This is a genomic window from Terriglobales bacterium, assembly GCA_035624455.1.
Taxonomy (GTDB): domain Bacteria; phylum Acidobacteriota; class Terriglobia; order Terriglobales; family Acidobacteriaceae; genus DASPRM01.
The window spans coordinates 1-26,392 of record DASPRM010000024.1 but is presented as its reverse complement, the minus strand read 5'-3'; the positions used below and the strand labels follow the sequence as shown (position 1 = coordinate 26,392).

The window sequence follows — 26,392 nt, the reverse complement described above, 5'->3', positions numbered from 1 at the left end:
CACTCCGTGCCCCTAAATTAGGCTCATCAGAGCGTTGAGGTACCCAGCCAGCATCCCTGGCCGCTGGCTGGGATTTCTTTTTGTATCTGAGATCCGCTAGAACTCACTCACGCTGCCTGTCGATCGCGCGTTAAGTAGAAATGCACCGCCGGGGTTACGATTAGCGAAAGAACCATGGAGATGAGAATCCCTCCGATAACGGCGATTGCCAGAGGCTGCAGCATCTGGGATCCGGCGCCCAGCGCCAGCGCGAGCGGCAGCATCCCAGCCACCGATGCCAGCGCGGTCATCACAATCGGTCGCAGTCTGCGGCGTCCTGCCTGAATCATGGCTTCTTCTGCTGAAAAGCCGGCTGCTCGGAACTTCTGATCAGCATCGAGCAACAAGATTCCATTCTTGGCAACGATGCCGACAACCATGATCAGCCCCATAAACGAAGCGATGTTGAAGGTAGTGCGGGTGATCAGCAGGGCAAAAAATACGCCCGACGTCGATAGCAATGCCGAAGCGAGTATGGCCAAGGGAGCCGAGAAGGTGCGGAATTCAAACAGCAGGACGAGAAAAAGCAGCATCAGCGCGAGAAATAGAACTAGCACCAGATCCCGGAAGGAGCTCTGCTGCAATTCGTAAGTTCCACCGTATTGAACCCGGATCGACGATGGCAGGTGAAGGCCAGCCACGGCTTTCTTCACCGCCGCAATACCGCTGCCCAAATCACGTCCTTCCAAGCGAGCGGTAACCGCCACGTCGCGCTGAAGATTCTCGCGTCTGATCTCAGTCTGTCCCGGGAGTTCGCTAAGGCTGGCTAGAGAGCCTAGGGTTGCAGTCTTGCCGGTGCTGCTGGTCAGCAACGTGTTCTTCATCGCGTCGAGTGAAGTCCGATTCCCCTCCGGAAAACGCACGCGAATCGTGTAGGCGCGATCGTTGACGATGACCGGAAGCGCGGCAGGCTCGCCTTCCAGAATTGCGGCAGCGTCCGTGGCAACTTCCTCGGGCGTAAATCCGGCGCGCGCGGCGATGAGCGGATTTACCTGGAACATCACTGCCGGGCCGCTGATTGTGTTCTCAATCCCGTCTAGCACATCCACTACACCAGGGATCTTGCGAATCGAATCAGCTAGCCGCGGCGCCCACTGGCGAAGCAGTTCAGGATCGGCAGAAAACAACTTGATTTCGATGGGCTCGGGTGCGCTGGTCAGGTCGCCGATCATGTCTTGCAGCACCTGGATGAATTCGACATTAATCGCAGGCTCCTGTGCGGCAATCTTGGCACGCACATCGGAGATCACTTCTTCGATGTCTCGATCCCGCTTGCCTTTCAGCTTTACGGAGATGTCCCCAGTGTTGGCTTCCGTCACCGCAGCGAGCCCTAACTGCAGGCCGGTGCGGCGCGAGGTGCTTTCAACCTCGGGTATTCCGCGAAGCATTTGCTCTATGTGTGTGAGAACGCGATTGGTCTCCTGCAGCGAGCTGCCCGCGGGCATGATGTAGTCGATGACAAAGCCGCCTTCATCCATCTCCGGCAAAAGGTCGGAGCCAAGCGCGTGATAGGACAGGTAAGAGATCACGATCAAGCCTGCCGCCAGTCCGGCCAGCCAGCGAGGATGCTCGAGGGCGCGCTTCACCCATTTCTCATAAAAGCTGATGACGCGGCCAAAAAAGCCCCGCATTGACGCTTCTTCGGCCGCCAGCAGGCGTTCGGTCTCCGATGAGGAGGCGGAGAGGGCTTTCAAAATGTCCTCAGGTGGAGCGGCGGCTCTCCTGCGCACAAAATACTGGCTCAAATTTGGGGTCCAGGTGAGCGCCAGCGCCAGCGAACTGAACAATGCCACCGCCATGGTGACTGCCAGGGCGCGGAAGAAGGTCCCGGTAACGCCGGTAATCGAAATCAAGGGAAGGAAGACGACAACCGGGGTGAGAGTCGAGCCAACAAGGGGAATAGTGATTTCGTGAAGTGCGCTGTGAATGGCCTCCAGACGAGACTGCCCGGCATCGCGATGCAAAGTGATGTTCTCGACAACAACGATGGCGTCGTCGATCACCAGGCCTACGGCGGCGGCCAGGCCGCCCAGAGTCATCAGATTGAAACTCTCGCCGAGGACTTTCAGAAAGATGAGGGTGATGAGGATCGTAACCGGAATCACCAATCCAGCCACGACGGAGCTGCCCCAATCGCGAAGGAATAGCACAAGAATTACCGAGGCCAGCACGAGGCCGAGCAGGATGGCATCCCGCACGCTCTTGATCGATTCGCGCACGATCGTAGATTGATCGTAAAACGACTGAATCTGAATACCGGGCGGGAGTGAGCGGCGAATGTCTTCGACCTCGGCGTGGACTGCGTCGGCAACCGCTACGGTGTTGCTATCCGGTTGACGATTGATGTTGAGCAGTACCCCCGGCTTTCCGTTGGCGGTAACGATCGTGTATTGGGGTTTGACCGACTGGCTGACCGAAGCGACATCTCCAATGTGGATGGGAATGCCCGCCTGCGTTGACTTGATCACGATATTGGAAATCTGCGCGGGATCGCGAACTTGTCCGTTGATCAAGCCCAGATACAACTGGTGATTTTGCTCGAGCAGTCCGGGCGAGTCGATGAGGTTGGTGCGCCGGACAGCATCGAGAATCTCCGTAACCGTGGTGCTGGCAGCCAGAAGCTTAGCGGGATCGGGAGTGATCTCGAACTCGGGAACCTGGCCTCCCTGAACGATCACCGTCGATACGCCATTTAAGCGATTCAGGCGCGGCTTCAGGTCATAGGTTGCGAGCTCCCAGAGCTGCGATTGGGGAACAGAATCGGACGTCAGGCTGTAGCCAAGGATAGGAAAGGAAGCAAAAGTGAGCCGATTGCTTACTATCTTCGCAGTTGGCGGCAGGGACGACTGGACACGCGCCACAGCCGAGTCGACCAGTTGTAGTGTCCGGAACATGTCGACGTTCCAGTCGAAGAACAGATTAATTTCGGCGGAGCCGCGGCTGGTTGTGGAACGCACTTGCTGCAAACCGGGGACGCTGTTCACCGCTTCTTCGAGCGGACGGGTAATGGTAACCAGCATCTGGTCGATCGGCATCACCCCGTTATCGACGCCGATGACAATGCGGGGAAAATTCGTCGACGGAAAAACCGCGATGGGGATACTGAATGCGAGATAAACGCCGATGAGCGCGGCCGCAATAATAAGGAAGATGACCGGGCCGGAGAATCGTGCAAACCAGTAGGTTCGAGGCGGAGCTTCCTCGACCCGCGCCTCTGTTTTCGGCTTGGGATTGTCGCTCATCTCAGGGTTCGGCGCCTTTCGACTCAGTGGCAGCGGTCGTGTTCCACTGGACTTTAGTGTTGTCTGGTAAACCGTAAGCTCCGTTGGTCACCACGCGGTCTCCCGCCTTCAGCCCAGACACGATCTGCACTTCGTTCCCCTGTCGAATGGCCGCCTGAACCTCCTGCTGATGAGCTCGCTGATCCGGCCCGACGCGCATCACCGAATCGCCACCATTGGCCAACTTCAGCAGAGCGGATGCCGGTATCACCGTGGCATCCGCAACTCGCTGCGCTACGATCGATAGCTGTACCGTAGTGCCCGGTCGTAATTGCTGAGCCGGATTTGCGGCTTGCACCCAAATCTCAACCGTAGTGCTGTTGGGATCGGTCGCCGGGCTGACGATGGTCACAGTGCCAGGAATTTGTTCCGAGATCCCTGGGGCAGTGATCGACGCATGATCACCTGGTTTCAGCAAGGCAGCCTGCTCCTCCGGAACATGAGCTCGGGCGACGACTTGGGAGGTATCCATCACGGTAATCAGAGGCGTCCCAGCCGGGGCCATTTCTCCCGCATATAGTGGCCGGTCAGTGATCACGCCACTGATGGGGCTGCGGATTTCGGTGTATCCGAACTGAGCCTCAGAGCCCATGTATTTGCCCTTGGCGGAGGTCAATTGGCCGGCAGCTGATTTCAGCTCCTGCTGTTTGCCAACCGATTGCAGGGCGGTCTGATGCTTTTGGGCGATCTCATAGGCATTGCGAGCTTGAACGTATGCCACTTCGGCAGCATCGACGTCTTTGCGGGCGATGGCGCCTTGGGCAAGGAGATTTTTTCGGCTCTCATAAATCTTTTGTTGGGCATCGAGAGTGTCCTTGGCGGCCTGCACATCCAGTTCAGCTTTTTGCCATTCCTCTGGAAGAGTCGCCTTGGTAGCGCTTTCGTAAGCCGCCTGGGCCTGCTCGTATGCGCCTCTGTTCTCTACTGTGGCGGCAGCCAGATCGCGATTTTCAAGCACCGCCAGCAATTGGCCGGCGTGAACTTTACCTCCCCGCTGCACAAAGAACTGGCGAACCGGAGCGGAGACCTTGGGTGTCAGGGCAGCCTGCTTGAGAGGAAACAATACTGCCTCAGTCGAGACCACCTGTTCGATGGGCTTCTGTACGGCCAGGGCTGTTTGTACGGCTACGACCGGTTCTTTCTCTGCTGGTTCATGGGAACAGGCCGTCAGGACAATGGCAGCCGTACCCGAGATCAGCGGGACTATGGTGCGTTTAAGCGACCGCTTCAACCGTTTGTGTTTTGTCATGCTCATTTGCGGTCGCAACCGATCAGAAGCTCCCTGTTATAGTCTGCAAGTTGGCAAGCGACACACGATAACGGACCTGCGCGTCGTCGAACGCGGCTCGCGTCATCACGAGAGTATTCTGCGCGTCCACCACCTCCAGCACCGTCGCTTCCCCAGCCCTGTATCGCAGGGTGGTCAGGCGCAAGCTCTCGGCCGCCAACTCGGCTGAGCTTCGCAGCGTCTCGAGTTCGTTGCGAGCCGCATCCGCATCGGCATAGAAAGTGCGGAGATTCGCGATCAGCTCGCGTTGAGCAAAGCTCAGTTCGACGCGCGCCTGGTCGCGCTTCAGTTGCGCCTGTCGCACTTTGCTCTGGGTGGCTCCCCAACTCCACACCGGAATAGTGAGCATTGCTGAGGCGGCATATCCCAGGTTCTGAATTTGGCCGGTGTAGGTAGCGAAATGGACAGCATCGATTCCATACCAGGCATCCAGGGTAAGAGTAGGCAGGTGCGCTGCCCAGGCGATCTGCACGTCACGATTTGCAACATCCAGAGCCGACACCGCGGCCCGCAGGTCAGGGTTATTCTGAGCGCCCATTCTCTGGACTTCGTCAAAGCCGGGTAGGGCGGGGGCCAGTCGGAGGTCATCGACGACAGAGAAGTTCTCCTCAAAGTTTGGAAATAGCATTACGGCAAGCGCCAGCCGCGTCTTTTCGATATTTAGGTTCGCTTCCCGTAAATCGCGTTGACGATCGTTGAACTGCAATTGAGCCTTGATCACGTCGGAATGCGCGACCTCACCGCCGTTCTCAAGTTCCTGAGTAATCTTGAGAAATCGCTGGGCTTCGGAGAAAGCTTGCTGCGAGTCGGCGTACTTGCGTTGAGCAACCACTAGGCTGTAGTAGGCCTGAACAACAGTAACGACCAGACCGCGTGAGGCGATCTCCTGCTTAGCACGCGCCAACGCCAGGGCCGCAGACGAGCGGCGATAGGCAGCGATTTGCGCCGGACCGAGATTCAAAACCTCGTGCGCGTTTCCTTGACTCAGATATTCATGAACCGCGTTGTTGGCGATGAACACGCCGGTGGGTGTTCCGTTGCCTTCGGTGTAGAGATACTGGGTGGTGTAGTTGATTGCCGGAAGCAGGGCAGCGCGAGTCTGGACACGATCTTCGCGAGCCACACCCACGTCGGTGATTGCGGCGCGAAGCAATGGATTGTTGGCGCGCGCCAGCGCGAGGGCGTCGCTCAGAGTAATGGTACGCGGCGCGCCGGGGGTTGGGGGAACCGCGGGATCAGGGGGCGCGGGGCCGGTCTGTGTCGCTGCGGGCGGCATTTGAGGTTCCGCTTGAGCCGCTGGGATGGGCAATTGCAATTGAACAGCCGCAGAATTCGCCACCAGACTCCGCAGATCGGTGGTTTGTGCCAGAGAGAGTGGAAGAATCGAAACCAGGATACTTACAGAAACCAATGTGTATTTCACGTGCTCTCCAGAGCGCTAACAAACCTCTTGTCACACCTGTCCAGAGTTGTTCGATTCCTGCCCCATCCTTGCAGTTGGTTTGTCCATCCTTTCCCCAATCCGGATGAGCAATGAGTTTCCCAGAGCGACCTCTCCGCAGCCAGAATAGCCCGTGTTTATGAGCCTTTTCTGAATCAGGGATGAAAATCTATTCATGTTCAACCTTGCCGGCAGCGGTATGATTCTGTCCACAGGACCCGGAGCAGGTATCCTCCAGCTTCGGACGTGCAGAATCGGGTTTCTGTCACACATGCGGATTTTGCTGGTTGAAGACGAACCGAAAGTACGGGACTTCGTGGTGCGAGGCCTGACGGCCGAACGATATGCGGTTGACAGTGCCGAAGACGGGGAAAAAGGGCTGCAACTGGCTTCCAGCTATCACTACGACTTGATCATTTTGGACCTGATGCTGCCGAGGGTCGACGGCGCCGAAGTGTTGAGGCGCATTCGAAGCCGGGACGCAAATGTACCCGTATTGGTTTTGACGGCCAGGGACGCGGTTCACGACAAAGTCCTGACATTCGAAGCTGGAGCGGATGATTACCTGACCAAGCCTTTCGCTTTTGCCGAACTTTTGGTCCGCACCAAGGCATTGTTGCGGCGCGGCCCCGTCAGCCGGGCGAGTTCAGCGCGAATTGCGGACCTGGAACTGGATCGCCTCACCCAGCAGGTCAAGCGTTCCGGGAAGCGCATTGACCTGACCGGCAAGGAATATGCGTTGCTGGAATATCTGATGCTGAATGCGGGAAGGGTGCTCTCCCGCCACATGATCATCGAACATGTCTGGGACCAGAGCTTCGACGGCCTCACGAACATTGTCGATGTTTACGTGCGTCATCTTCGCAATAAGGTGGATGAAGGCTTCGAACCAAAACTGATTCAGACCGTGCGGGGTGTTGGCTACACGATTCGCGAGGCAGGCAACGGATGAACCGCCGATCTTTGCGATTTCGAGTGATCAGCTGGTATGCAGGGATCTTTACTGCCTCCTTCCTGTTCTTTGGCGCTGGAATCTACGCTGGACTCCGCAGTTACCTGATGTGGAACTTGCGGAGCTCACTCGCGGCCGATGCCCGCTCGATTGGCGAGAAGCTGCTGGATGATGCGGCCGCGCGGGGAAACGGCTACGTTACCGAGGAGATCGAGGAAAGCTTTGCTCCCGAGGTCAACTCCCGCCTGATTCGGGTAACCCGCAACGATGGCTCCGTCGTATACCAATCCGCGCCACCCGCAGATCACAGCTTCGATCCGAGCCGGATCGTGGGCGTGCCCATCCAGCAGTGGTTACATGCGAATTCAGGCTTCAGCTGGGAAGTTGAAACAAGCTCGCTGCCCGTCTTTGTGTATTCCTATCCCTATCGCGCTCAGGATGGTTGGAGCTATCTGATCGAAATCGGCACTACGCATCAGCAGATCCGCTCTACTCTGAATGGATTGCTGTTGCTGTTCGGGATCGGGCTGCCGGTGATGCTGGCAGCGGCCTGCTTGGGCGGATTCATCGTAATGAAGAAGGCGCTGGTGCCGGTGCGAATCATCACTGAAACAGCGGAGCAGATCAGCTTGCTGAGGGCCGAGGAACGCTTGCCAGTGGCGCCGACTGGCGACGAACTCGAGCACTTGTCGCGGGCCCTGAATCGAATGCTCGACCGCCTGGAAGACGCGTTCCAGCATATACGCCGCTTCTCGGCAGACGTCTCCCATGAACTGCGCACGCCGCTGACGATTATCCGTGGGGAACTGGAATCGCTGATGCGGCACTCGAGCCCGGCATCACGTGTGCAGGAAATCGCCGGCAATTGCCTGGAAGAGGTTGAACGGCTCACACGCATCATCGATCAGTTGCTGGCGCTCTCGCGTCTGGATGCCGGAGATGACAGCCTTCCTAAGGAGGTGATCGATCTCGGGGAACTAGTCAAATCCACTGCGGACCAGATGCAATTGATGGTGGAAGAAAAAGGGCTGGCGCTTGTAAGTAAATTGCAAGCCGACGTGCTGGTCCAGGGCAATCCCTCAAGATTCAAGCAGATTGTGGTCAATCTGTTGGACAACGCAATCAAATACACTCCTGAAGGTGGAACTATCGAAGTTACCGTAGGATCTGATGGTCCCAAGGCTTTTCTTGAGATTTCCGATTCCGGGATTGGCATCCCCCACGAGGCCCTTCCGCACATATTCGATCGCTTCTACCGCGTTGACAAAGCCCGCTCTCGCGAAACCGGTGGAAGCGGCCTGGGATTGTCGATTGTGAAGTCGATCGCAGCGGCCTATGGGGCCGAGGTCAAGGTCACCAGTTCTCCCGGTCAAGGCACGCGCGTGCGGCTCGAGGCGGCACGAGTCTGGAGTGAGGCCGCCACCACCGGACCCAAGGTGGAGACTTATGTGCCTGCGGGATGGGCCGCGCCGAGATGAAGATCGAGGGTTAGCTGCCGGTGATCTGATTCCCCATTTCCCGCACTGAACCCATGGCACGGGAAGCGTTGTCACGAACTTCTTGGTAACGCTCACGAGCCGTCTCCGCCATATCTCCATAGCGCTGACGGCCAGCTTCCGCGAGATCGCTCGCCCGATCGGAGATCTGCCTCCTCATCTTTTTTCCGGTCATCGGTGCAAACAACAATGCCAAACCAACTCCCATTCCCAGCCCTGTTAAGAAGGCCTTCATTTTCTTTCCTCCTATAAATGCTGATGCTAAGGTGCAGCCATGATAGTAAAGGTTGGCTGAAGAGAGATTCTGTCATCGGGTCGGTGTGTCCCTGTGGGAAACTTGTAGTAATGCGTTGGTTTTCTGGTGGATGTTAGCCAGCGATGCTGGTTGCCGACGATTCCGCAAATGATCGTAGGCCACGGCTCGAAGATTGTTTGACCTGCACTGGTTTGGTTTCTTCTCTGGCCGCCAACGAAGAAATTTCGTGCCGTGGCGAAAACGACCGCCGGAGAAATGATCGTATTGCACCTCGCACACGAGTTTTAACTCAAGTGCTTTCCATTCATCGGATCGCCGCGTGCTCCAGCGGCTAGGACCTCCCGGAGCCTTTCCGCTAAAACCCGGACCGCCGATCAGCGGTTCTACAACTGACTTTAGTTCCTTGCGCTGTTCCGAATTGAAACTGGAAGTGAAGCCGACGTGATCCAGCAAGCCTTCCTCGTTGTACAGGCCGAGCAGGAGTGATCCGATGCCTCCTTTTTCGGCGTAGCGAAAACCTCCTACCACGCAATCGGCTGTACGAATGCGCTTGATTTTCACCATGGCACTGCGTTCACCAGAGCGATAGGGCTCGTCAACACGTTTGGCAATGATTCCGTCGAGACCCATGGCGGCCAGGTCGCGCATCCAGCGCGCAGCCTGTTCGAGTTCTGGGGTTCAGGGGAAAGGCGAATTTTGTCAGTCGCGGTTAGCGGCTTAAAAAAATGTTCCAGCTTCTGCCTCCGCTCCCCGAGTGGCAGTGTAACCAGCAATTTCCCCTGACTATCTACCAGCAGATCGAAGCACAGCATGGTGGCCGGTATTTCCTTGGACAGCTTTCGAATGCGTGATTCTGCCGGATGGATGCGTAATAAAAGGTTGTCAAACGAAAGCTGCTCGCCGGAAGAAATGACGATTTCGCCGTCGAGCACAAATCTCTTGTGGGGCAATTCCGCTAATGCAGCCACCAATTCTGGAAAATACCGGCCCAGCGGTTGTCCTGCCTTCGAGTGAAGCAGGACTTCATCTCCATTTCGGAAAGCCAGGCAGCGAAATCCGTCCCACTTGGGCTCATACAGCCAGCCGGGACCTTCGGGAATCTCGCTCACAGATCTGGCATCGGCGGGAGGATACGGCGGCCGAATCGGCAGTTGAATATCGGGAAATGGCTGTTGCAGTTCCTCGGACGCCAGAGCTCCGAGGCGGACCGAGTCTGCAGACTCTTGGGCGGACGAGGAAGGTCTTCTTGGCATCAGCCGTTCGATGCAAGCAACAAGAGCTTCGGCTACCCAGAAAACAACCGGCCTGGAAAATGCGCTAACGTTCGAAGCTGTTGATTACTTCGCGGATGGTGTCCGCAGAGTAAACGATGCCCAGCCCGATGCGTTCATAGGACTTGAGACCGACATCATAAATAGGAATGGAACCAGCCACGATTCCCAGGATTTGCAGGCGCTTCTCGGGAGGCTTTGACGCCGAAGCGCTGCTGGACTGGCAGTCGCACTTAGCAGCATTCGGATCTACTACCACCAAGCTGCCACTCGACCCGGGATAGATGTTTGCGTCTATCAGGAATCCGTTGATATGCTCCGGAGCATTTACAATTCGCCGGACTTCCTCGTTGAAATCGAATCCCTGCTTGGGATCGGTGGAGATAACCCCAACTCGCAGAACCGGCGATACATTTCGCGGATCAAAGATAGCGGCGGGATATCCCAGCAGATAGACTTGTGACCCCACCCCCACCCCCAGGGAACCAATCGTCTCCGAGGAAGCCAGCATGGATGTATCCAGATATTTCTTTGTACGGACCGCATCGATCAAAACTCTGAACTTGTTGCCAAAAGCTGCCGGCGCAATGTTAATGACCGCCACATCTGTGCTCGGGTCACGGTGAAGACGCACCGAGGAAAGGTACTTCCCATCATCTCCTACGACCGGAACACTGATGTTTTCTACCTTCTCTACCTCCTTGCCAGCCTCACGCGAACCGACCACCACGCGGACTTTGATGTCCTGCTTCTTTCCTTCGGGCGGCAGAATGTGTCGATTGGTGACTAGGTACACCTGACCATGGGTGATGCCAAGCCCGCTGAAGATAAGGAATCCAGTGCCCCGGACTACGAGTGGTCCGCCACTGCCGTGGCTCGCCCCTTGCCCTCGGGACTGGTCCTTGGAGGAGGTGCTCGGTTCACTGGTAGCTTCAACTTCGTAGGTGAGCAACACGGTGCTGTTAAGCACGGATTTGTCCAACACTTGCGCGGCAGCTCGCCGGACTGGAAACCAGAGGCAAGCAGACGACATCAGGATAGTTAGCAAGCAGACTCGCTGCTTTCTACGTAAAGACAGTCTGGACTTTGGCACAGTAGTTACGACTCTGCGGATTTGCCGGTCTTCTCCCGAACTATACCTCATTGACTGACATTCGCGTTGATCTGGATATCGCTGGTAACGCCTGTGTCGGTCGGCGTCGCAAAGCCGGGGGGTTCGGTCAAAGCAAGCTGAGTCGTTCCCACGCTTGCCGGCGTGAACGTCACGTTGACAACGCCTGCACCAGCACTAAATAACACCGAAGCCGGCGACAGACTCCCCACCGCCGTCGAGCTACTGCTCACCGGGACGCCAACCGATGCCCCGCCCCGAAGCCCTTGCGGAGCAACACGCTGAAGAGTGGAGGAATCCAGTTGCCACGATTCGATGGTGAGATTCTTAGCTCCTTGCGCCAAACTGGTCGCGAAATCCTGACCAATTCCGTTGGGGGAATGAATCACGAATCCAGAAGGAGCCAGGTTCACAGTGAGTGTTCCCGGAGCATAGCCGGGAGCAGTAGCCGTGAGCGTCACCGTGCCGGAGGCCGCCATTGCCTGTACGAAGAACGGTGGAAACCCAATGCCGCCTCCACCCTGACCTTGCGAGAGATTGATGCTGATCTGGCTTGTTCCATCGGCTCGTAGAGAGCCCGCCGAAGAAGGAGAAGTAGAAAGCAGAACCAGATTGCCATTCGGACTGCTGATAGTGACCGTCAGAGAGCTGGGCGCGTTAGCCGTCAGAGCTCCATTGGCTTGAATTTGCAGGTTGTAACCTACCGTCGTGCTCGCGGCGTTCAGCGTAATGGCTGGCTGGCTGACTACTGCGGTCAGCTGGCCGGCATTTCCCGCAAGTACGCTGAAAGGTGAACCCGATGGACTCGTCGTCACGGTGGTTGGGTCAACGAAGACCGTCACAGTTCCTTGCCCCACAGCATGGAAGAACAAGGCACTGGCGCCAGTCGCTGGAGTCGACGAACCTCCGGCCGCGAGATTGGCAGGGCTGTCATCAACGCTGCCGATGGTTTTGTCAGAAGTCGCGATTGGGATCGTGACGCTGAGACCTCCCCGAATGATCCCAGGGGCAACCGGGTTGTTCGCGGGATCCAGCCGATACACAGTTAACGTGATGGGAGTGTGCAGCGAGATGGTAGTGGTGTTGATGGGATTCGCCGCGGTGGTCAGCACAAACCCAGAAGGCGTTACCGCGACACTCGTGGTTGTGCTGGTGTAAACCGGCGGGGTGCTGCTGATGGTCAGAGTCACAGGCGACGCCCCGGTAGGCGAGACACCCTGGATCCAGAACGTCGGGATTGCCGTGGCTCCAGCGGAGATCGGCAGGTTGATGCTGGATGAGCCTGCGGTCGTGCCGGTGTTGTCGCTGGAGAGTAAGACTCTGGGGTCGCCGTTCTGAACGCTGATGGTGAGCGTCACACCACCATTCGGAGCAGGCGCCTGCAAAACGCCAGCCCCTCTCGCCTGCAGGTTCACTCCCACGGTTGCTGGATTGACAGTCATCTGAGGAGCGGTAACGTTCGCGTTTAGCTGTGTACTGGTTACAGGCGTGCTGAATGGCGCCGTCGGCACATTAGTAGAAATGTCAGCAAAGTCGATGCTCACCAGCGTTGTGCCTTGCGAAACCGGGTGGAAATTTACGCTCCCGCTGTTTGAGCCGCCGAGGATGACCGCGCAGGGGAACGGCGCGGGCGAGCAGGACGAGCCCAGAATCGTGCCTTTGCTCGTATCGGCGCTCTTTATCGGCACGCTTACGGTCAGACCGCCACGAACTCTAGGGGCCGGGCCTGGTACCACGTTCAGCGCATTATCGAGTCGTTGCGCAGAAACGGTCAAAGCTGTATCCGCTGAGAGGACGCTGGTCGAGAAGTCCTGACCCTGCCCGGTGGGACTCGTCAGCACGAACCCCGATGGAGTGAGGGTCACCGTCGTCACCGCAGAAGTGTAGCCCGGCGCAGTAACGGTCAACTGAACTGTTCCAGAAGGAGCCAGTGCTTGAATGTAGAAGCCGGGCAGGATCGTTTGTCCCGCGGGTACGGTCAGGGTGATAAACACAAAACCAGAGACTGTACCGCTGGTATCGGACGAGACCAACACCTTGCCGGGGTCCGAACTTGTGACCTTCACTTGCAGGTTGCTGGAAGGCGCGTTGTCGAGGGAAGCCGTAGCCAGCACTTCCAGGTTTGCGCCCAGGGTCACTGGAGGCATCGTGATCGTTCCATTGGAGGTTGCGGTCCCGGTGAGCGAAGCAGTATGCGGACTCCCCGCGGCATTGTCGGTAAGACTAAGGGTAGCGGTGCGCTGACCTGCTGCCGTCGGATTAAATGTCATGCTCAAATTCGCAGAGCTGTTCGCTGGAATCACGAGCGGCGAATTGGGATTGAAAGCGGGACTGAAAGAGAAGTCCCCTGGATTAGCGCCGTTGATGCTGATGTTGGATACCGTTAATGGACCGTTGCCAGTGTTGTTGATGGAGAGCGTAATTGGGTTGCTGCTGGTCCCGACCAGTTGGCTGTTGGTAAAGGTGATGCTCGCCGGGCTTAGGTTGACGTTGGGGAACACGCCGGTGCCAGTCATCAAGACCAGTTGCGGGCTGCTGGGGGCGTTGTTCGCCAATATGAGATTTGCAGTGCGGTTGCCGGTAGCTTGAGCTGTGAACGTTACGGTGATCGTCGTAGAGGCATTGGGAGCAACGACGATCGGGCTGGCTTGAGAAACACTGGCGGGCGCAGGCACGGAACTGAAGTCTCCCGGGTTCGCACCAGAAATAGACAGGCCGGTAATTACCAGGTTCGCCACCCCAGTGTTGGTAATGGTGAGTGTGACCGGGGCGCTGGCACTATTCACCATTTGATTGCCGAAGGTCAGGCCGGAAGGACTGAAGTTGATCCCTGGCACCTGCCCCGCGCCGATGAGTTGCACCGTGTGCGGGCTACCGCCTGCGCTATCGGTGATCGTGATTGCCCCGGTGCGCGTCCCTGTACCTCCGGGCGCGAAGATCACGGTGAAGCTGAAAGTGTTGCTGCCCGGCGTAGCGGAGACACTCACTGAACCCGCAATAGGCGGATTAATCGTGAATTCCGCAGGATTTGTGCTCTGGATGGAATTGATCGTGAGAGGTGCATTTCCGGTGTTTGTGATAGTGAACGTCTTTGGAGAGCTGGCCGTGCTCACCGCCTGATTGCCGAAATCAACCGGAGTGCTGGCGCTGTTCGGAGAGATGTTGAAGATCGGTCCCGTACCAGTTCCCGTCAGTTGAACCGTATGAGGACTGCCGCTGGCGTTATCAGTGATGGTCACACTGGCCGATCGGGAACCGACCGCAGGGGGAGTGAAAGTCACGCTAAAGCTGTAAGTATTGGCCCCTGTCGGGGGCACCGTGACAGACCCTGAGAATGAGGTCGTGATGGCGAACTCGGGAGAGTTGGAGCTTTGTAAACCGGTAATGGTCAGAGGAGCATTCCCGGTGTTGGTGATCGTGAATGCCTTGGCGACACTCGTGGTATTCACAGACTGATTTCCGAAATCCACAGCGCCCGCCGCGCTGTTCGGCGCGATGCTGAACAGAGGCGCGGCTCCCGTGCCGGCCAAAGAGAGCGAATGCGGATTGCCGGTCGCGTTATCGCCGATGGTCAACGTTGCGTTGCGAGTTCCTTCCCCCCCCGGGGTAAAGGTCACGCCAAAACTGAAAGTATTGGTTCCGCTTCCGGCGGCCGGGATCACCACCTGCCCGGAAAAAGCCTGGCTGAGCGCGAATTCCACCGGATTCGAGCTTTGAATGCTGTTGATGGTCAGCGGTGCATTACCGGTGTTGGTGATAGTAAATGTTTTCGCGGCGCTGGTAGCGTTCACGGCTTGAAAGCCGAAATCCACGGGAGCGCTGTTGGGCGAGATAGTGAAAACAGGAGCCGATCCGGTTCCGAACAGCGAAACCAAATGCGGGCTGCCGCTGGCGTTATCAGCAACATTCAACGTCGCCGACCTCGACCCCGTGGCCGAGGGACTGAGCACCACATTCACGGCGGTATTGCTGTTGGGATGCACAATAATCGGATTGGCAGCGGAAACGCTGGCTCCTGCCGGCACCGTAGCAAAGTCACCGGGATTTGCGCCGGTCATCGTCAGACCGGTGATCAGCAGGTCGCCATTTCCGGAATTGCTGATTGTGAGCGGCAGCTGCGCGCTCGTAGTGTTCACTTGCTGGAGATTGAAATTCAGGCTGGTTGGCGAAATGCTGATAAACGGAACTACTCCGGTGCCGCTGAGAGAAACCTTGTGCAGGCCGGTGCTGGTGTTATCCGAAATGTTCAAAACCCCTGTGCGCAGTCCGGTACCAGACGGCTTCAGAGTCACGCTGATGGTGGTCGTGCCTCCCGCGGGAACCGGATTCTGTCCCGTCAACGCGGCTGCGAATTCAGCCGATGATGAGCTGACGCTGTTCAAGTTCAGAGGGGCGTTACCGTTATTGGTCACGGTGAAGATCATGGGACTACTGGTCGTGTTCACCGCCTGGCTGCCGAAATCGACTGGCGCAGAAGAACTATTCGGAGTGATCGAGAACCCCGGAGCCGCAGCGGTTCCAGTGCCGGTCAACTGAACGGATTGTGAGCCGCCCGCGGCATTATGGGTGATATTAAGCGTGGCGCTGCGCGTTCCTTTCAACGTCGGAGTGAAAACCGTGGAAAAGTTGAAGGTATTGCTGCCTGTCGTCGCTTGCACGACCACCGGCGTGGAGACGGCCGGGTTGATGGCAAACTCTGCGCTGTTGGAGCTCTGAATGCTGTTAATGGTCAGCGGCGCATTGCCCGTGTTCGTGATGGTGAAAGTGATCGGGGTGCTGCCGGTGCCAGTAGGCTGGCTTCCGAAATTAACTGCGCCTCCGGAACTGTTGGGGCTGATCGCGAATCCCGGCGCAGGCGCCGTGCCGTTCCCTGTGAGCTGAACCGAATGCGGGCTGCCACTGGCGTTGTCGGTAATGGTCACGGTCGCGGTGCGTGTGCCACCGGCGGACGGTGAGAAGGTCACACCGAAGGTATAGGTGTTCGTGCCGCTGCCCGCAGCCGGGATATTGATTTGTCCGCCGAATCCCTGAGTAAGCGCGAATTCCGATGAATTCGAACTCTGAATATTGGTGACAGTGAGGGGCGCATTCCCAGTGTTGGTGATGGTGAAGACAGTCGCGGCGCCGGTTGTGTTTACCGCCTGGCTTCCGAAGTTTACCGGCGCAGCCGAACTGTTCGGACTGATGCCGAAGCTGGGCGCAGCGCCCGTCCCCGTGCCGCTAAGAGTGACACTATGCGGGCTGCCGCCGTTGTTAGTAGCGTTGTCTGTAATCTTCAGCGCAGCGGTACGCGACCCTGTACCAGCGGGTGTGAACGTGAGGCTGATATTGGTGCTCGTGCCTCCCGCTACGACAAGCGGACTGTTGATGGAAATGGCGGGTGAGGAGGGGCTCGCGCCGAAATCAGAAGCGTTCGTTCCCGCAATACTGATGGCGGTGATGACCAGATTGCCGCTGCCTGTATTGCTCACCGTGAGCACTTGTTGGCTGCTCGTAGTGTTCACCGCTTGATTGCCGAAAGCAATGCTGGTGCTGGAGAGCCCGATGTAAGCAACTGCTCCTGTTCCGCTGAGGCTGATTTTATGCAGCGCAGCGCTGGTGTTGTCGGCGATGGTCAGGGTCGCACTGCGCAGGCCCGTCCCCGAGGGTGTGAATACCACGCTGACAGCCGTCGTGGCTCCGCCTGCAACCTGACTGGGACCGCTAAGCGTGGCTGCAAATTCGGTAGAACTGGAAGTCACGCTGCTGATATTCAGGCTGCTGTTGCCCGTATTCGTGATCGTGAATACTTTCGCGGTGCTGCTGGTATTCAGTGCTTGGCTGCCGAAATCGACCGGACCAGCGGAGCTGTTGGGCGTAATGCTGAAGCCGGGAGCTGCCGCAGTTCCCGTTCCGGTGAGCTGAACCGTATGCGGACTGCCGCTGGCTGAATCGGCGATGGTAATCGTTGCGCTCCGCGTGCCGTTCGCAGATGGCGTGAAAATCACATTGAAACTGAGAGAATTGCTCCCTGCGGTTGGCTGCACGTTCACGGAACCCGGGAACGCAGGCGTGATTGCAAATTCGCCGGAGTTCGAACTCTGAATGCTGTTAATAGTGAGCGCCGCGTTCCCAGTATTCGTGATGGTGAAAGTAGTTGGAGCCGTGCTCGTGCCCACCGGTTGACTTCCAAAATTGACCGGACCGGCAGCGCTGTTCGGACTGATGCTGAACCCCGCGGCCGCAGCGGTTCCATTGCCGGTCAACTGGATGGTATGCGGGCTTCCACTGGCGTTATCGGCAACACTAATCGTCGCCGTACGCGTGCCGGCGATCGATGGAGTGAAAGTCACCGTAAAGCTGAAGGTGTTTGTGCCGGTCGGCGGAATGTTGATAGTGCCTGAAAACCCAGGTGAGATCTTGAATTCCGCGGGGTTGGAACTTTGCAGATTGGTGATCGACAGCGTTGACCCACCCGAATTGGTGACGGTGAAGGTGGTGGGCGCACTGGTGCTGTTCACCGCCTGGCTGCCGAAGTTGACAGGACCACCGTTGCTGTTCGGGCTTACGGTAAACGTCGGCCCTGAAGCGGCGGGTCCACCAATTCCGGAAAGGGCTATCGAATGTAGGCCAGCGCTTGTGTTATCCGAGATCTTGAGCGTTGCTGATCGCTGGCCCAGGCCACCGGGAGTGAAGGTGACCGTGAAGTTCACTGAGGCGCCTGCGCCGATGCTAAGGGGCAAAGCCGGGGTACTTACCGCGAATTCCGCGTTGTTGAATCCTGACAATCCGATACTGAAAATTGACAGATCCGCCGTGCCACTGTTGGTGATGGTCACACTTTGAGAGTTGCTGGTCGTGTTCAGCGCCTGGCTCGGGAAATTAACCGATGTCGGATTAATGCTGATTGCCGCCGCAGTACCAACCACCAGCACGGTGCTGGGAGCGCTCGTGAATAGGGTGTCGGAAACAATCAACTGCACCACGTATGGGCCAGGCTGATCCAAAGCCAGCGAAGGACTGGAACTGGTCGTGTTCTTCAGGTAGGTATTGCTCCCCGCCGGCTTGCTCAGCAGCGTCCAAGAATACGTCAGGGCGTGGCCGTTAGGATCGCTCGACTTGCTGCCGTCTAGATGAACCGTACTGCCGGAAGCTATATTTTGTGCGGCTCCCGCATTGGCCTGCGGTGGCAGATTGTCTGTAGTGATCTCGACGGTGTCGATTGCGGTAAGTCCGGTGTTGCTGTCAGCGACGGTTAGTTGTGCGACGTAAGTACCGGCTACATCCAGAGTGAATGTGGGGTTGACGCCATTGGCGTTATTGAGCGATGCGGTGCTCCCAACTGGTTGAGAGATCAGCACCCAGAAATATGTGAGCGAGTCACTGTTCGGCGCGGACGACTTACTTCCATCCAACTGCGCCAGGCTGCCGTTGGCCAGGGTCTGATTCGGCCCAGCATTGGCGATGGGAGGAATAGATTGCGTGCTCACGATCACAGTGCTGGTCGAAGTGTTTCCGTGTCCGTCGTTCACCGCGAGTTGAATGACGTAATCTCCAGCCAGGTCCACGACGAATGTTGGCGTTACTCCCCCAGGATTGGAGAGCGTTGCTGCACTTCCGGCAGGAGTGGAAATAAACGTCCACTGATAACTCAGCGAATTCCCGGAAGCGTCAGTGGATCGGCTGCCATCAAGGCGCACTACACTGCCGACGTTCACAGGTTCATTGGGACCGGCACCCGCAATGGGCGGCACGAGCTGAGTCGAGATGAGAACGGTGGCGGAAGAGGTATTGCTTCCGTCGCTGACACTTAGCTGAATGAGGTAGCTGCCTGCCTTGTCGGCAACGAAGTTTGAATGCACTGCGGCAGCATTCGCAAAGGCAGCGCTGCTGCCCGCGGGAACGGACACGAAGGACCACTGGAATGTAAGCGGAGCGCCACTGGGACTGGTTGACTGGGCGCCGTCCAGATGCACCGTGCTCCCGATGGAAACGAGTTGAGGAAGCCCGGGATTAGCCGTAGGAGGCGCAGGACCGGCCGACAACGCGGCCCAGAAGAGCAGTACAAGGAGTACGAGCAGGAGCGCGGAAGATGCGACACCACGAGGGTTCGCTGGGGTGAGGGCCTTGCCCATATGTCAATGCCTCTTGCGGCGCTGGCCGGACAAGCACCAGGCGCGCATCGCTAGCCTGAGACATCGGGGAGTCGACTCGAGCCAAGGCTGATTGGCGTTCATCGCTCGCCGCGATGACACAGGTCCAACTCAGAGCCCATACTGCGTTTGCAACCAACTTTCGCTGTGCAAGCCGGCAGCGGGTCTCTCGCACAGGCCGTCAAATCCTCGTGGGCCTCACCCACAACAACTTCACACGAGATTTTGAAAACTTAGTTTGTTTCCATCCTTCCTGTGGCGCAGGTTGATGGTTTAACGTCTCAGATTGTGGAGCGCCGTTACTGCGTCCACGTTTCCTTGCTTGGCCGCCAATTCGTACCATTTGGCAGCTTCATCCGTGCTTGCGGGAACTCCCATTCCTTCCTGGTACATAAAGCCCACCCCATATTGGCCAGCAGCATCTCCTTTATCTGCGGCCATCCTGTACCACTTGAGGGCCTCGGTGTAATCGTGCTGGATGGGATCCAGTCCGTCGCGATAAATATCTCCCAGCCGCACCTGGGCCTTGGCGTAACCCTGCTCGGCAGCCTTTCGGTAGTACTTCACGGCTTCCTTAGGGTTCTTCTCTACCCCGCGGCCGTTCTGGTAGGCAGTCGCCAGTCTCCACATTGCTTCTGTGTTCTTCTGGGCGGCTGCCTTCTCATACCAGCTCATCGCTTCCTTACCGCTCTTGGTAACCCCGAAGCCTCCTTCGTACATGATTCCCAGCTTGAATTGAGCTCCGGCGTCGCCTTTGTCTGCCGCCATGCGAAACCACTTGGCAGCTTCGGTGTAACTGCGAGTCACCCCCGTCCCAATGCTGTACATCTCACCCAGTTTGTTCTGCGCGGCCACATCTCCAGCCAGCGCCTGTTTCTGCAGAGTCGCCAGATCCTGACCCAGCATTACGATCGAACTTCCAAGTACAGCCAACATCGCACCTACGACTAAACACCGACGCATCGGTTGTCCTCCTTGTTTGCCTTCATTTGCGGTTCGCCGGCCAAGCGGATCGGCGCAAGCTACCCGGGCAGCCTTCATTATTACTTATTCTCCGAGACCTGCCGTGGAGCCGGTTTGGCATTGGCAAGCTGCTGAGCCACCATGCTGCGCAGGGTGTTGTAGTCAGCGGCGCCGGTAAAAAAGTGGCCGTTAATAAAGAAGCTCGGGGTGGCATTAATGCCGAGCTGCCGCCCTTCGGCTACTTCTTTTTGTATTTCGGCGGCGTGCTGTCCCGAGTCCAGACACTTGTCAAAGCTCTTTGCGTCGAGTCCCAGTTCGGTTGCGTATTTCTTTAGCTGGGGCAATTCCAGTTGTTTTTCCGTAAACAGCAGGTCGTGATACTCCCAGTACTTGCCCTGATCGCCAGCGCAGCGAGCGGCTTCTGCTGCCTTTTCAGCGTGCGCATGCATCGGCAAGGGATAATTCTTGAAAGCGATACTCACTTTGTCCCCAAATTCCTCGCGCAGCTTCTTTAGCTGGGGATAGACCTTGGCGCAGTAGGGACATTCGAAGTCAGCAAACTCCACCAGGGTGACGGGAGCACTCTCCGGCCCCTGGCGTGGAGCATCGCCCAGAGCAAAGTCGGCCTTCGGCGGAGCAAGGGTCGTAACAATGCTGGCCTGGGTACGCAGGGTCTGCAAGTAGGCCGTTTTGGCTTTGGCCAGACGCATTTGACGAATGTGGTCGAGAATCTTGTCTTTCATTGACTCGTAAGGTTCTTTGGTCCCCAGACCCTCGTAGTACACCTGCAACTGGTCTTCGGTTGGGTTCTTGACCTTACTGTTGACTTCGCGATCGAGCAGTTGATCGACCGTGATCTTCTCTTTAGCGGCCTGCATCTCGAGCAAGTGCTGGTCAATTAGGTCTTCCAGCGCCTGCGATTCCGCTAGATAGGTTTGATATCGAACCTGCAGCAGCCTATTGGCTTCCTTCTGTTCCAGTTCACCCCGGGTGATTTTTACGCCATTCACCTCTGAAACAACCTCGGATGCATCCTGGGCAGTGGCAAGGCCACTAAGCGGCAGCAGACAGGTTGAAACCAGAACTCCATGAAGCAAGCTCCGCATGAACTGCATTTAGGCACACTCCCTTTTAAGTAGCGATGTATTGTGGCAGCAGCAGATTAAGTGCCAATTTTCCAAGCCAGGGAAGGAAGCGTTACTGCTTGGTGTTACTACGAAAACTTCAACCAGCGAAAGAACGCCGGCTCTGACCCTGTGCAATCTTTTGCTACATTCTTGCAATCGGATACCACCTGTTGCCAGTCGAAAATGTGCCAAGCGGCAGGTTCGCCGCTTGGCACGAAGGAGCATCTGGTTTCGATCTGAGCCCTAACTAGCTAACGTTACCGCAGCTGCAAGAACCCTTGCCGCTACCCAGGAACAGCACAAACGAGCAAGCCTGGCCCAGGAAGGAAAGTTCGTCCTGCTGCAGAGCAGCGGGAGCGAATTCTTCTTCGGTGGTTACCGAATAGCCATTCCCTGGCTCCTGCAGGTGGGTCGCCCACGCGCGGAGATCAGGTGTCGGAACCGGGCTGGTGGGATCGCAATTCGAACGGTTGTCCGAGACGATCTTGATCACGCCATCGGTGGCAGGCGGCCAGCCGGTCAGCGGATTGCTCGTCAGGTCGTTGTTTACGGAAAGAATCAGCAGCCCATTGGCCGTAATCGGGCAAGAGCAGCACTCGGACATTTCCTGATTGCTGTCGAACACATAAATGTCGGCGCAAACGGTGCCATGTCCGGCACTGATCGGGGTGCCCTGCTCGCCAGGGTTGATAACCCGGACGGTCTGATCCAAGGCCGAGTAGCTGGGATACCGATGGGAGTAGTAGTTGACCCAGTACACATCACTGATGCCTTGCGCCGATGCGAACGACGCCAGGCCAACGATGATGAGCACCAGGGCCACGGACGAAATGACTTTCTTCATACTGAGGATCCTCCTTGATGTTGTGGCCATGCGGTTGGGGGAACAACAGCTCGGGTGAGAGAGTGCACCCGCATTCCGGCGCTGACAATTCCCCAATTGTCCTAGCCGTCGCCGTTACCTCGATTGAACCAAGCTCTATGACTTAGCCATTACGGTCTAACCCGCATAATTAACCCGAGCAGCTAATCAATTGGGTTAGTCAGAAATTCGCTGAGGGGTAACGGCGGGAATCAGAAGACAAACTGCAGGCCCGAAAGGTAGCTATCTTGCGCAACCTCCCGTTTCTCCGACCAACGGACATTCAATAAGGCGGGAATAGACACCGGCATTTCCGGCAGCACGATCTCGCACAGCACCAGGGGGCTCCCTATGGGTTCACTGCTCAGAATGCAGAGTCCACCGCGGCTGACGTTCTGAATTCTGCCCTGAACCGTGTGTACCATTTTGGCATTCAGCAAGGGAGACACTTCCCGCGCCTGTACGTCCAGCACGTGGGGGTATCGGGTGAACTGCCGTCTCTCCAAATCGGTGCGGGGCATCGACTTATGATCCGCCCCAGGGACGCCGCGGTCCATTCTGCAAATGGGCTAGTTTAATTGTTAGGTATTTTCGGATTCGGATGCACGAACTTCCCGATCACGCCGGAGCGGCTGGTGGCGCCCACTTTCACCATGACCATTCGCAGGAACGCATTTACCGTGCTGGGGCTGACTTTCATACGCCGGGCGATGGTCTTTGTGGGCAAGCCCTGTAGCAAGTATTCCACCGTCTCACGTTCCCGGGGTGTGAGATGAAAGCGTGCCGCCAATCGCGACATGTCCAGAAAGGGCTGCGCGTTTCGCTCCAGCAGCAGGACCACAGCGGGGTTAGACGGTCCGCTAAGATGAGCCTCAACCGAGAATGCGGTGCAAAAGTAACGACGGTTTCCAGATCCAAACTGCGCTACAAAGGTTGGGTCAGTGGGTGCCTTGCGCGCTTGTATCAAGTTGGCCTGCACCTTGTCGCGCAGAAACAGGTCGATCCGGTCAATGCTTTCAGGGTTGGTGGGAAATGCAAGGATGCGCAGAGCCTCCTGGTTCGAGGTGATCGGGTTCAAGGCGGAGTCCAGCAGTATCAAGCCCACAGCTGAACTCGACATGCGACCCTCCTTTCGGCTTCTACTGCTAACCCGAAGCTGGCCGATGAATTGAAGTCGTGTGGAATTAGTAGTCTAGGATTTACCTCGCGTCAAGGATTTGACCTCACCCACTGTGAGGAAAGATGGATAAGCCTATCTGAACTACCCCATTGGACTAAGCCATTAGGCGATTGCATTTGGACTAATCAGGTGGTTCACTTGCTACGTGGGAGTGCTGGCTGTGAACTCCCAAGCGCGCGCTGGCGTTGTTCCGCGCGTCCGACAAAAATCTGTGAGGGCTTCATGCAAGGCTTCACGCGTGGGACCGTAATCTCTGTGGTCGCTTCCGCGCTGCTTTCCTACCTCGCTTTGGCTGCGCCAGCACAGGATCAGGCCGCTCCGGCAGTCAATCAAATCAGTGCGACCACAAATGCCAACACAGCGGCTGCAGCTCCGAGCATACACACGGCGCCACCCCAGGTTGTTTATCAGAATGGCCAGCTGACGATCTCGTCAGAGAATTCGACCTTGCGAGAAATCTTCGACGCCATTCGTGTGCAGACCGGGGCAAGCATCGAAGGAGCAGCGATCGACGATTCGATTCGCCTAGCAACTCATCTCGGTCCGGGAAGTGTCCACACGATTCTTGGAGATTTGGTATACGGCACTCCATTTAATTTGTTGATCACCACCTCGGCAGAGAGCCCCGAAAAAATCAATCGCATTGTTCTGACGAAGAAGCTCAACACCGCAGAAATGGCGAGATTAGAGACTGCGGATCACCTTGCTGCCAAGGCTGTGGAAAAGTCGGGTCGAAATTCGGTGGGCGAGAACATTGCTTCGCGCGTTGATGAACGCAACCGGCCAAGTACGACTGCGGACGCAATTCCGACCAATCGTCCCGCGCTGCCGCCGGGAATTCCCTCCGAGATGTGGAATTTGTATCCACAACTACTGCAGCAGAACACCGGGCTTTCGACGCCGAATTTGACACCGGAGAACATACCTCCGCTGCAAAATGCGCGGAATTCGCAAAACACGCAACCAGTCGCCGTTTCGCCGCCCCCGGGCGGTTATCCGGCACTGCCGCGCGGAATTCCGCCGGAGATCTGGACTCTGTATCCGCCGAACATAATGCAATTGATTCAGAACGCCGGACCTCCACCGGCGCCAACACCACGACCGGCGACAGTGCCAACAACGCTCTGGGATCAGGCACTGCCGGTTCAGCACTGACATTCTCCTCGCGCTTAAAGCACGTTCTGGCGCAGACGGTATTAGTGTCTTCGCGGCGTGACGTTGAGATCTAATCTCGGCGAAAGCACTCCGCGTTTCGCATTGGCTGCCGCCGTTGCTGCTGAAAATCCTTAAACAGTTGACTGAGGTTTCCATTGCATGTGCAGCTACTTGCATTTGTGTACTACTACAGTTGGGCTAATCCCCTTATTTTTCAAAACACTCTTTTGGCCGCGGAATTGCTGTATGAGCCACGGGCAGGTTCTGGTTTCAAGTTTTTTCTGCGATTGATGCGTTAGCGCGCGCGCGTCAAAGCAGGGTCGCAAACAATCAAGCGCAGGGACCAGCGTAAGTCGAGCGTAACGGAGCGTGACTGCGCTGTCGGGTTCCGGGCCCCTAATTCTCCCAGGGCTTCTTTTAGTACTGAATTTGGATTTTACAGGCGTGCCACCGCCTCGGGCGCTGAGGTGCCGGTCTATGACGAAATGTTGGGTTCGGGGAATTTCGGCTCTTGTCTTAATTATTTGTATTTCGGTACTCGTAGGTTGCGGCTCCTCCAGTTCTCAACAGCAGGGCGGGGGCGGTGGTAATGGTGGAAGTCAAGATAATCACCAGGATCCCGCAGCCAGCGTCACGTTGAGTCCCAATTCCGGCGCGGCCGGCGCCACCGTCACCGTTACAATCACCGGCAATCTTACGAACTTCATACAGGGCCAAACCACGGCGAGCTTTGGGCCAGGGACTACGGTAGCCAGCGGCGCAGACGCAGCCTTCACCAACGTCACTGTGAATAGTCCGAGCAGTGCCACTGCGCAGGTGGCGATCAGCGCCAACGCAGCACCGGGACCACGCTTCATCGTTGTCGCAACCGGCGGACACAACTCGGCAGCAACCTTCTTCGTTACAAATCCCGGACTGCCTGCGGCGAATGCCGGACCGAATCAGCAGGTGGCGGTGGGAGCCACCGTGCATCTGGATGGCAGCGGCTCGACCAATCCCACCGGCGGCCCGCTCGTATACGCCTGGACTTTTCTCTCCACGCCTTCGGGTAGCGGGGCTGCATTCTCCAGCGCCAATGCCGTGAATCCCAGTTTCACTGCCGACAAAACGGGCGACTACCTTATTAAGTTGACCGTCACCGATAGCGCATCGAGCAAGAGCACCTCTGCCGCGGTCCTCGTCAGCACGACACTAGCGCCGCCGCTCGCGAATGCAGGACCCGATCAGGTGGTTGTAACCAAGAGCACCGTGCAACTGGATGGCAGTGGTTCGACTGACGTTTCTGGCAATACGCTCACGTACAACTGGGTACTGGCCTCCAAACCATCAGGCAGCACAGCAGCACCTAGCAATGCTTCCAGTGTGACGCCAACATTTGTTCCCGACGTGGACGGCGATTATGCGTGGCAGCTGACCGTTAACGACGGAAAAGGAAACAACTCGACGGCTGCTGTCACGATCAGCGCTGCAACATCACCGAATGTCGGCTCAGTTCCGCCCCTGGCCAATGCAGGCCTGAACCAGCACGTGGCATCGGGCAGCACGGTCCAACTCGACGCCAGTGGCTCTCACTTTGTTGCCGTGAGCGGCGAGAATGGCTCGGCAACTGCCAGCGTCAGCACCAGCTCAGCCAGCGGCTCTTCTGGTGACCCGCTCAAGTATGCCTGGAGTTTCACTTCCCTGCCCAGCGGAAGCCAGGCGGCGCTCTCCAATCCGAATGCGGGGAATCCAACATTCCAGGCGGATCAGGGTGACGCCACGTATGCGTTACAACTGACCGTCACTGATGACAACAGCAAGAGCTCGACGAGCACGGTACTGATCAGCACTGACAGTCT

General features: G+C 57.2%; 16 protein-coding genes. 4 read left to right on the top strand and 12 right to left on the bottom strand.

Annotated elements, in window-relative coordinates:
- Nucleotides 1–107 precede the first annotated feature (107 nt).
- The 3 genes from VEG30_02490 to VEG30_02480 are packed head-to-tail and all read right to left on the bottom strand — an operon-like array spanning nt 108 to nt 6,031.
- Entirely contained in the window at nt 108–3,281 is a 3,174-nt protein-coding gene (locus VEG30_02490) for an efflux RND transporter permease subunit (protein ID HXZ78768.1), read from the bottom strand.
- A 1-nt stretch (nt 3,282) separates the two neighbouring features.
- Entirely contained in the window at nt 3,283–4,569 is a 1,287-nt protein-coding gene (locus VEG30_02485) for an efflux RND transporter periplasmic adaptor subunit (protein ID HXZ78767.1), read from the bottom strand.
- 22 nt (nt 4,570–4,591) lie between these two features.
- Entirely contained in the window at nt 4,592–6,031 is a 1,440-nt protein-coding gene (locus tag VEG30_02480; protein HXZ78766.1) for a TolC family protein, read from the bottom strand.
- Nucleotides 6,032–6,224: 193 nt separating this feature from the next.
- On the opposite strand from VEG30_02480, the gene VEG30_02475 reads away from it, so the two are divergent.
- Nucleotides 6,225–7,001 (top strand): response regulator transcription factor, encoded by a 777-nt coding sequence (locus VEG30_02475; GenBank protein HXZ78765.1) that lies wholly within the window; start codon nt 6,225–6,227, stop codon nt 6,999–7,001.
- Nucleotides 6,998–8,479 carry an ATP-binding protein gene (locus VEG30_02470; GenBank protein HXZ78764.1) on the top strand — a complete coding sequence of 494 codons (1,482 nt, stop codon included), beginning with the start codon at nt 6,998–7,000 and terminating at the stop codon, nt 8,477–8,479. The genes VEG30_02475 and VEG30_02470 overlap by 4 nt, the downstream gene beginning before the upstream one ends.
- 10 nt (nt 8,480–8,489) lie before the next feature.
- On the opposite strand, the gene VEG30_02465 is transcribed toward VEG30_02470, so the two are convergent.
- From VEG30_02465 to VEG30_02425, 9 genes are all read right to left on the bottom strand, one after another.
- A complete protein-coding gene (locus VEG30_02465) occupies nt 8,490–8,732 on the bottom strand; it encodes a YtxH domain-containing protein (protein HXZ78763.1) in 243 nt (80 codons plus the stop codon).
- Between the two features lie 72 nt (nt 8,733–8,804).
- Complete coding sequence (locus VEG30_02460; protein HXZ78762.1) at nt 8,805–9,401, bottom strand: hypothetical protein; 597 nt, start codon at nt 9,399–9,401, stop codon at nt 8,805–8,807.
- A gap of 669 nt (nt 9,402–10,070) precedes the next feature.
- The gene (locus VEG30_02455; GenBank protein HXZ78761.1) at nt 10,071–11,009 is read right to left on the bottom strand and encodes a serine protease; all 939 of its coding nucleotides are present in this window, start codon (nt 11,007–11,009) and stop codon (nt 10,071–10,073) included.
- 155 nt (nt 11,010–11,164) lie between these two features.
- Nucleotides 11,165–19,249, bottom strand: coding sequence for a choice-of-anchor D domain-containing protein (locus VEG30_02450; GenBank protein HXZ78760.1), 8,085 nt, complete (start codon nt 19,247–19,249; stop codon nt 11,165–11,167).
- 291 nt (nt 19,250–19,540) lie between these two features.
- Nucleotides 19,541–20,230 (bottom strand): tetratricopeptide repeat protein, encoded by a 690-nt coding sequence (locus VEG30_02445; protein HXZ78759.1) that lies wholly within the window; start codon nt 20,228–20,230, stop codon nt 19,541–19,543.
- An 80-nt stretch (nt 20,231–20,310) separates the two neighbouring features.
- On the bottom strand, nt 20,311–21,345 hold the full coding sequence (locus VEG30_02440) for a thioredoxin domain-containing protein (protein HXZ78758.1): 1,035 nt from the start codon (nt 21,343–21,345) through the stop codon (nt 20,311–20,313).
- A 259-nt stretch (nt 21,346–21,604) separates the two neighbouring features.
- Nucleotides 21,605–22,201 (bottom strand): hypothetical protein, encoded by a 597-nt coding sequence (locus VEG30_02435; GenBank protein HXZ78757.1) that lies wholly within the window; start codon nt 22,199–22,201, stop codon nt 21,605–21,607.
- A 230-nt stretch (nt 22,202–22,431) separates the two neighbouring features.
- A complete protein-coding gene (locus VEG30_02430; protein HXZ78756.1) occupies nt 22,432–22,740 on the bottom strand; it encodes a PilZ domain-containing protein in 309 nt (102 codons plus the stop codon).
- 53 nt (nt 22,741–22,793) lie between these two features.
- Complete coding sequence (locus VEG30_02425; protein ID HXZ78755.1) at nt 22,794–23,339, bottom strand: helix-turn-helix transcriptional regulator; 546 nt, start codon at nt 23,337–23,339, stop codon at nt 22,794–22,796.
- Between the two features lie 282 nt (nt 23,340–23,621).
- Between VEG30_02425 and VEG30_02420 the strand changes: the two genes are divergently transcribed.
- Together VEG30_02420 and VEG30_02415 are read left to right on the top strand one after the other, a co-directional pair.
- On the top strand, nt 23,622–24,554 hold the full coding sequence (locus VEG30_02420; GenBank protein HXZ78754.1) for a hypothetical protein: 933 nt from the start codon (nt 23,622–23,624) through the stop codon (nt 24,552–24,554).
- Between the two features lie 477 nt (nt 24,555–25,031).
- Nucleotides 25,032–26,392 (top strand): PKD domain-containing protein (locus VEG30_02415; GenBank protein ID HXZ78753.1); only part of this gene is annotated, 1,361 nt, incomplete at its 3' end.

What these genes read in the sequence shown, in the direction of transcription:
- VEG30_02490 (HXZ78768.1), bottom strand. Translation starts at nt 3,281, where the DNA reads ATGAGCGACAATCCCAAGCCGAAAACAGAGGCGCGGGTCGAGGAAGCT.
- VEG30_02485 (HXZ78767.1), bottom strand. Translation starts at nt 4,569, where the DNA reads ATGACAAAACACAAACGGTTGAAGCGGTCGCTTAAACGCACCATAGTC.
- VEG30_02475 (HXZ78765.1), top strand. Translation starts at nt 6,225, where the DNA reads ATGTTCAACCTTGCCGGCAGCGGTATGATTCTGTCCACAGGACCCGGA.
- VEG30_02470 (HXZ78764.1), top strand. Translation starts at nt 6,998, where the DNA reads ATGAACCGCCGATCTTTGCGATTTCGAGTGATCAGCTGGTATGCAGGG.
- VEG30_02465 (HXZ78763.1), bottom strand. Translation starts at nt 8,732, where the DNA reads ATGAAGGCCTTCTTAACAGGGCTGGGAATGGGAGTTGGTTTGGCATTG.
- VEG30_02460 (HXZ78762.1), bottom strand. Translation starts at nt 9,401, where the DNA reads ATGCGCGACCTGGCCGCCATGGGTCTCGACGGAATCATTGCCAAACGT.
- VEG30_02450 (HXZ78760.1), bottom strand. Translation starts at nt 19,249, where the DNA reads ATGGGCAAGGCCCTCACCCCAGCGAACCCTCGTGGTGTCGCATCTTCC.
- VEG30_02445 (HXZ78759.1), bottom strand. Translation starts at nt 20,230, where the DNA reads ATGCGTCGGTGTTTAGTCGTAGGTGCGATGTTGGCTGTACTTGGAAGT.
- VEG30_02440 (HXZ78758.1), bottom strand. Translation starts at nt 21,345, where the DNA reads ATGCAGTTCATGCGGAGCTTGCTTCATGGAGTTCTGGTTTCAACCTGT.
- VEG30_02435 (HXZ78757.1), bottom strand. Translation starts at nt 22,201, where the DNA reads ATGAAGAAAGTCATTTCGTCCGTGGCCCTGGTGCTCATCATCGTTGGC.
- VEG30_02430 (HXZ78756.1), bottom strand. Translation starts at nt 22,740, where the DNA reads ATGCCCCGCACCGATTTGGAGAGACGGCAGTTCACCCGATACCCCCAC.
- VEG30_02425 (HXZ78755.1), bottom strand. Translation starts at nt 23,339, where the DNA reads ATGTCGAGTTCAGCTGTGGGCTTGATACTGCTGGACTCCGCCTTGAAC.
- VEG30_02420 (HXZ78754.1), top strand. Translation starts at nt 23,622, where the DNA reads ATGCAAGGCTTCACGCGTGGGACCGTAATCTCTGTGGTCGCTTCCGCG.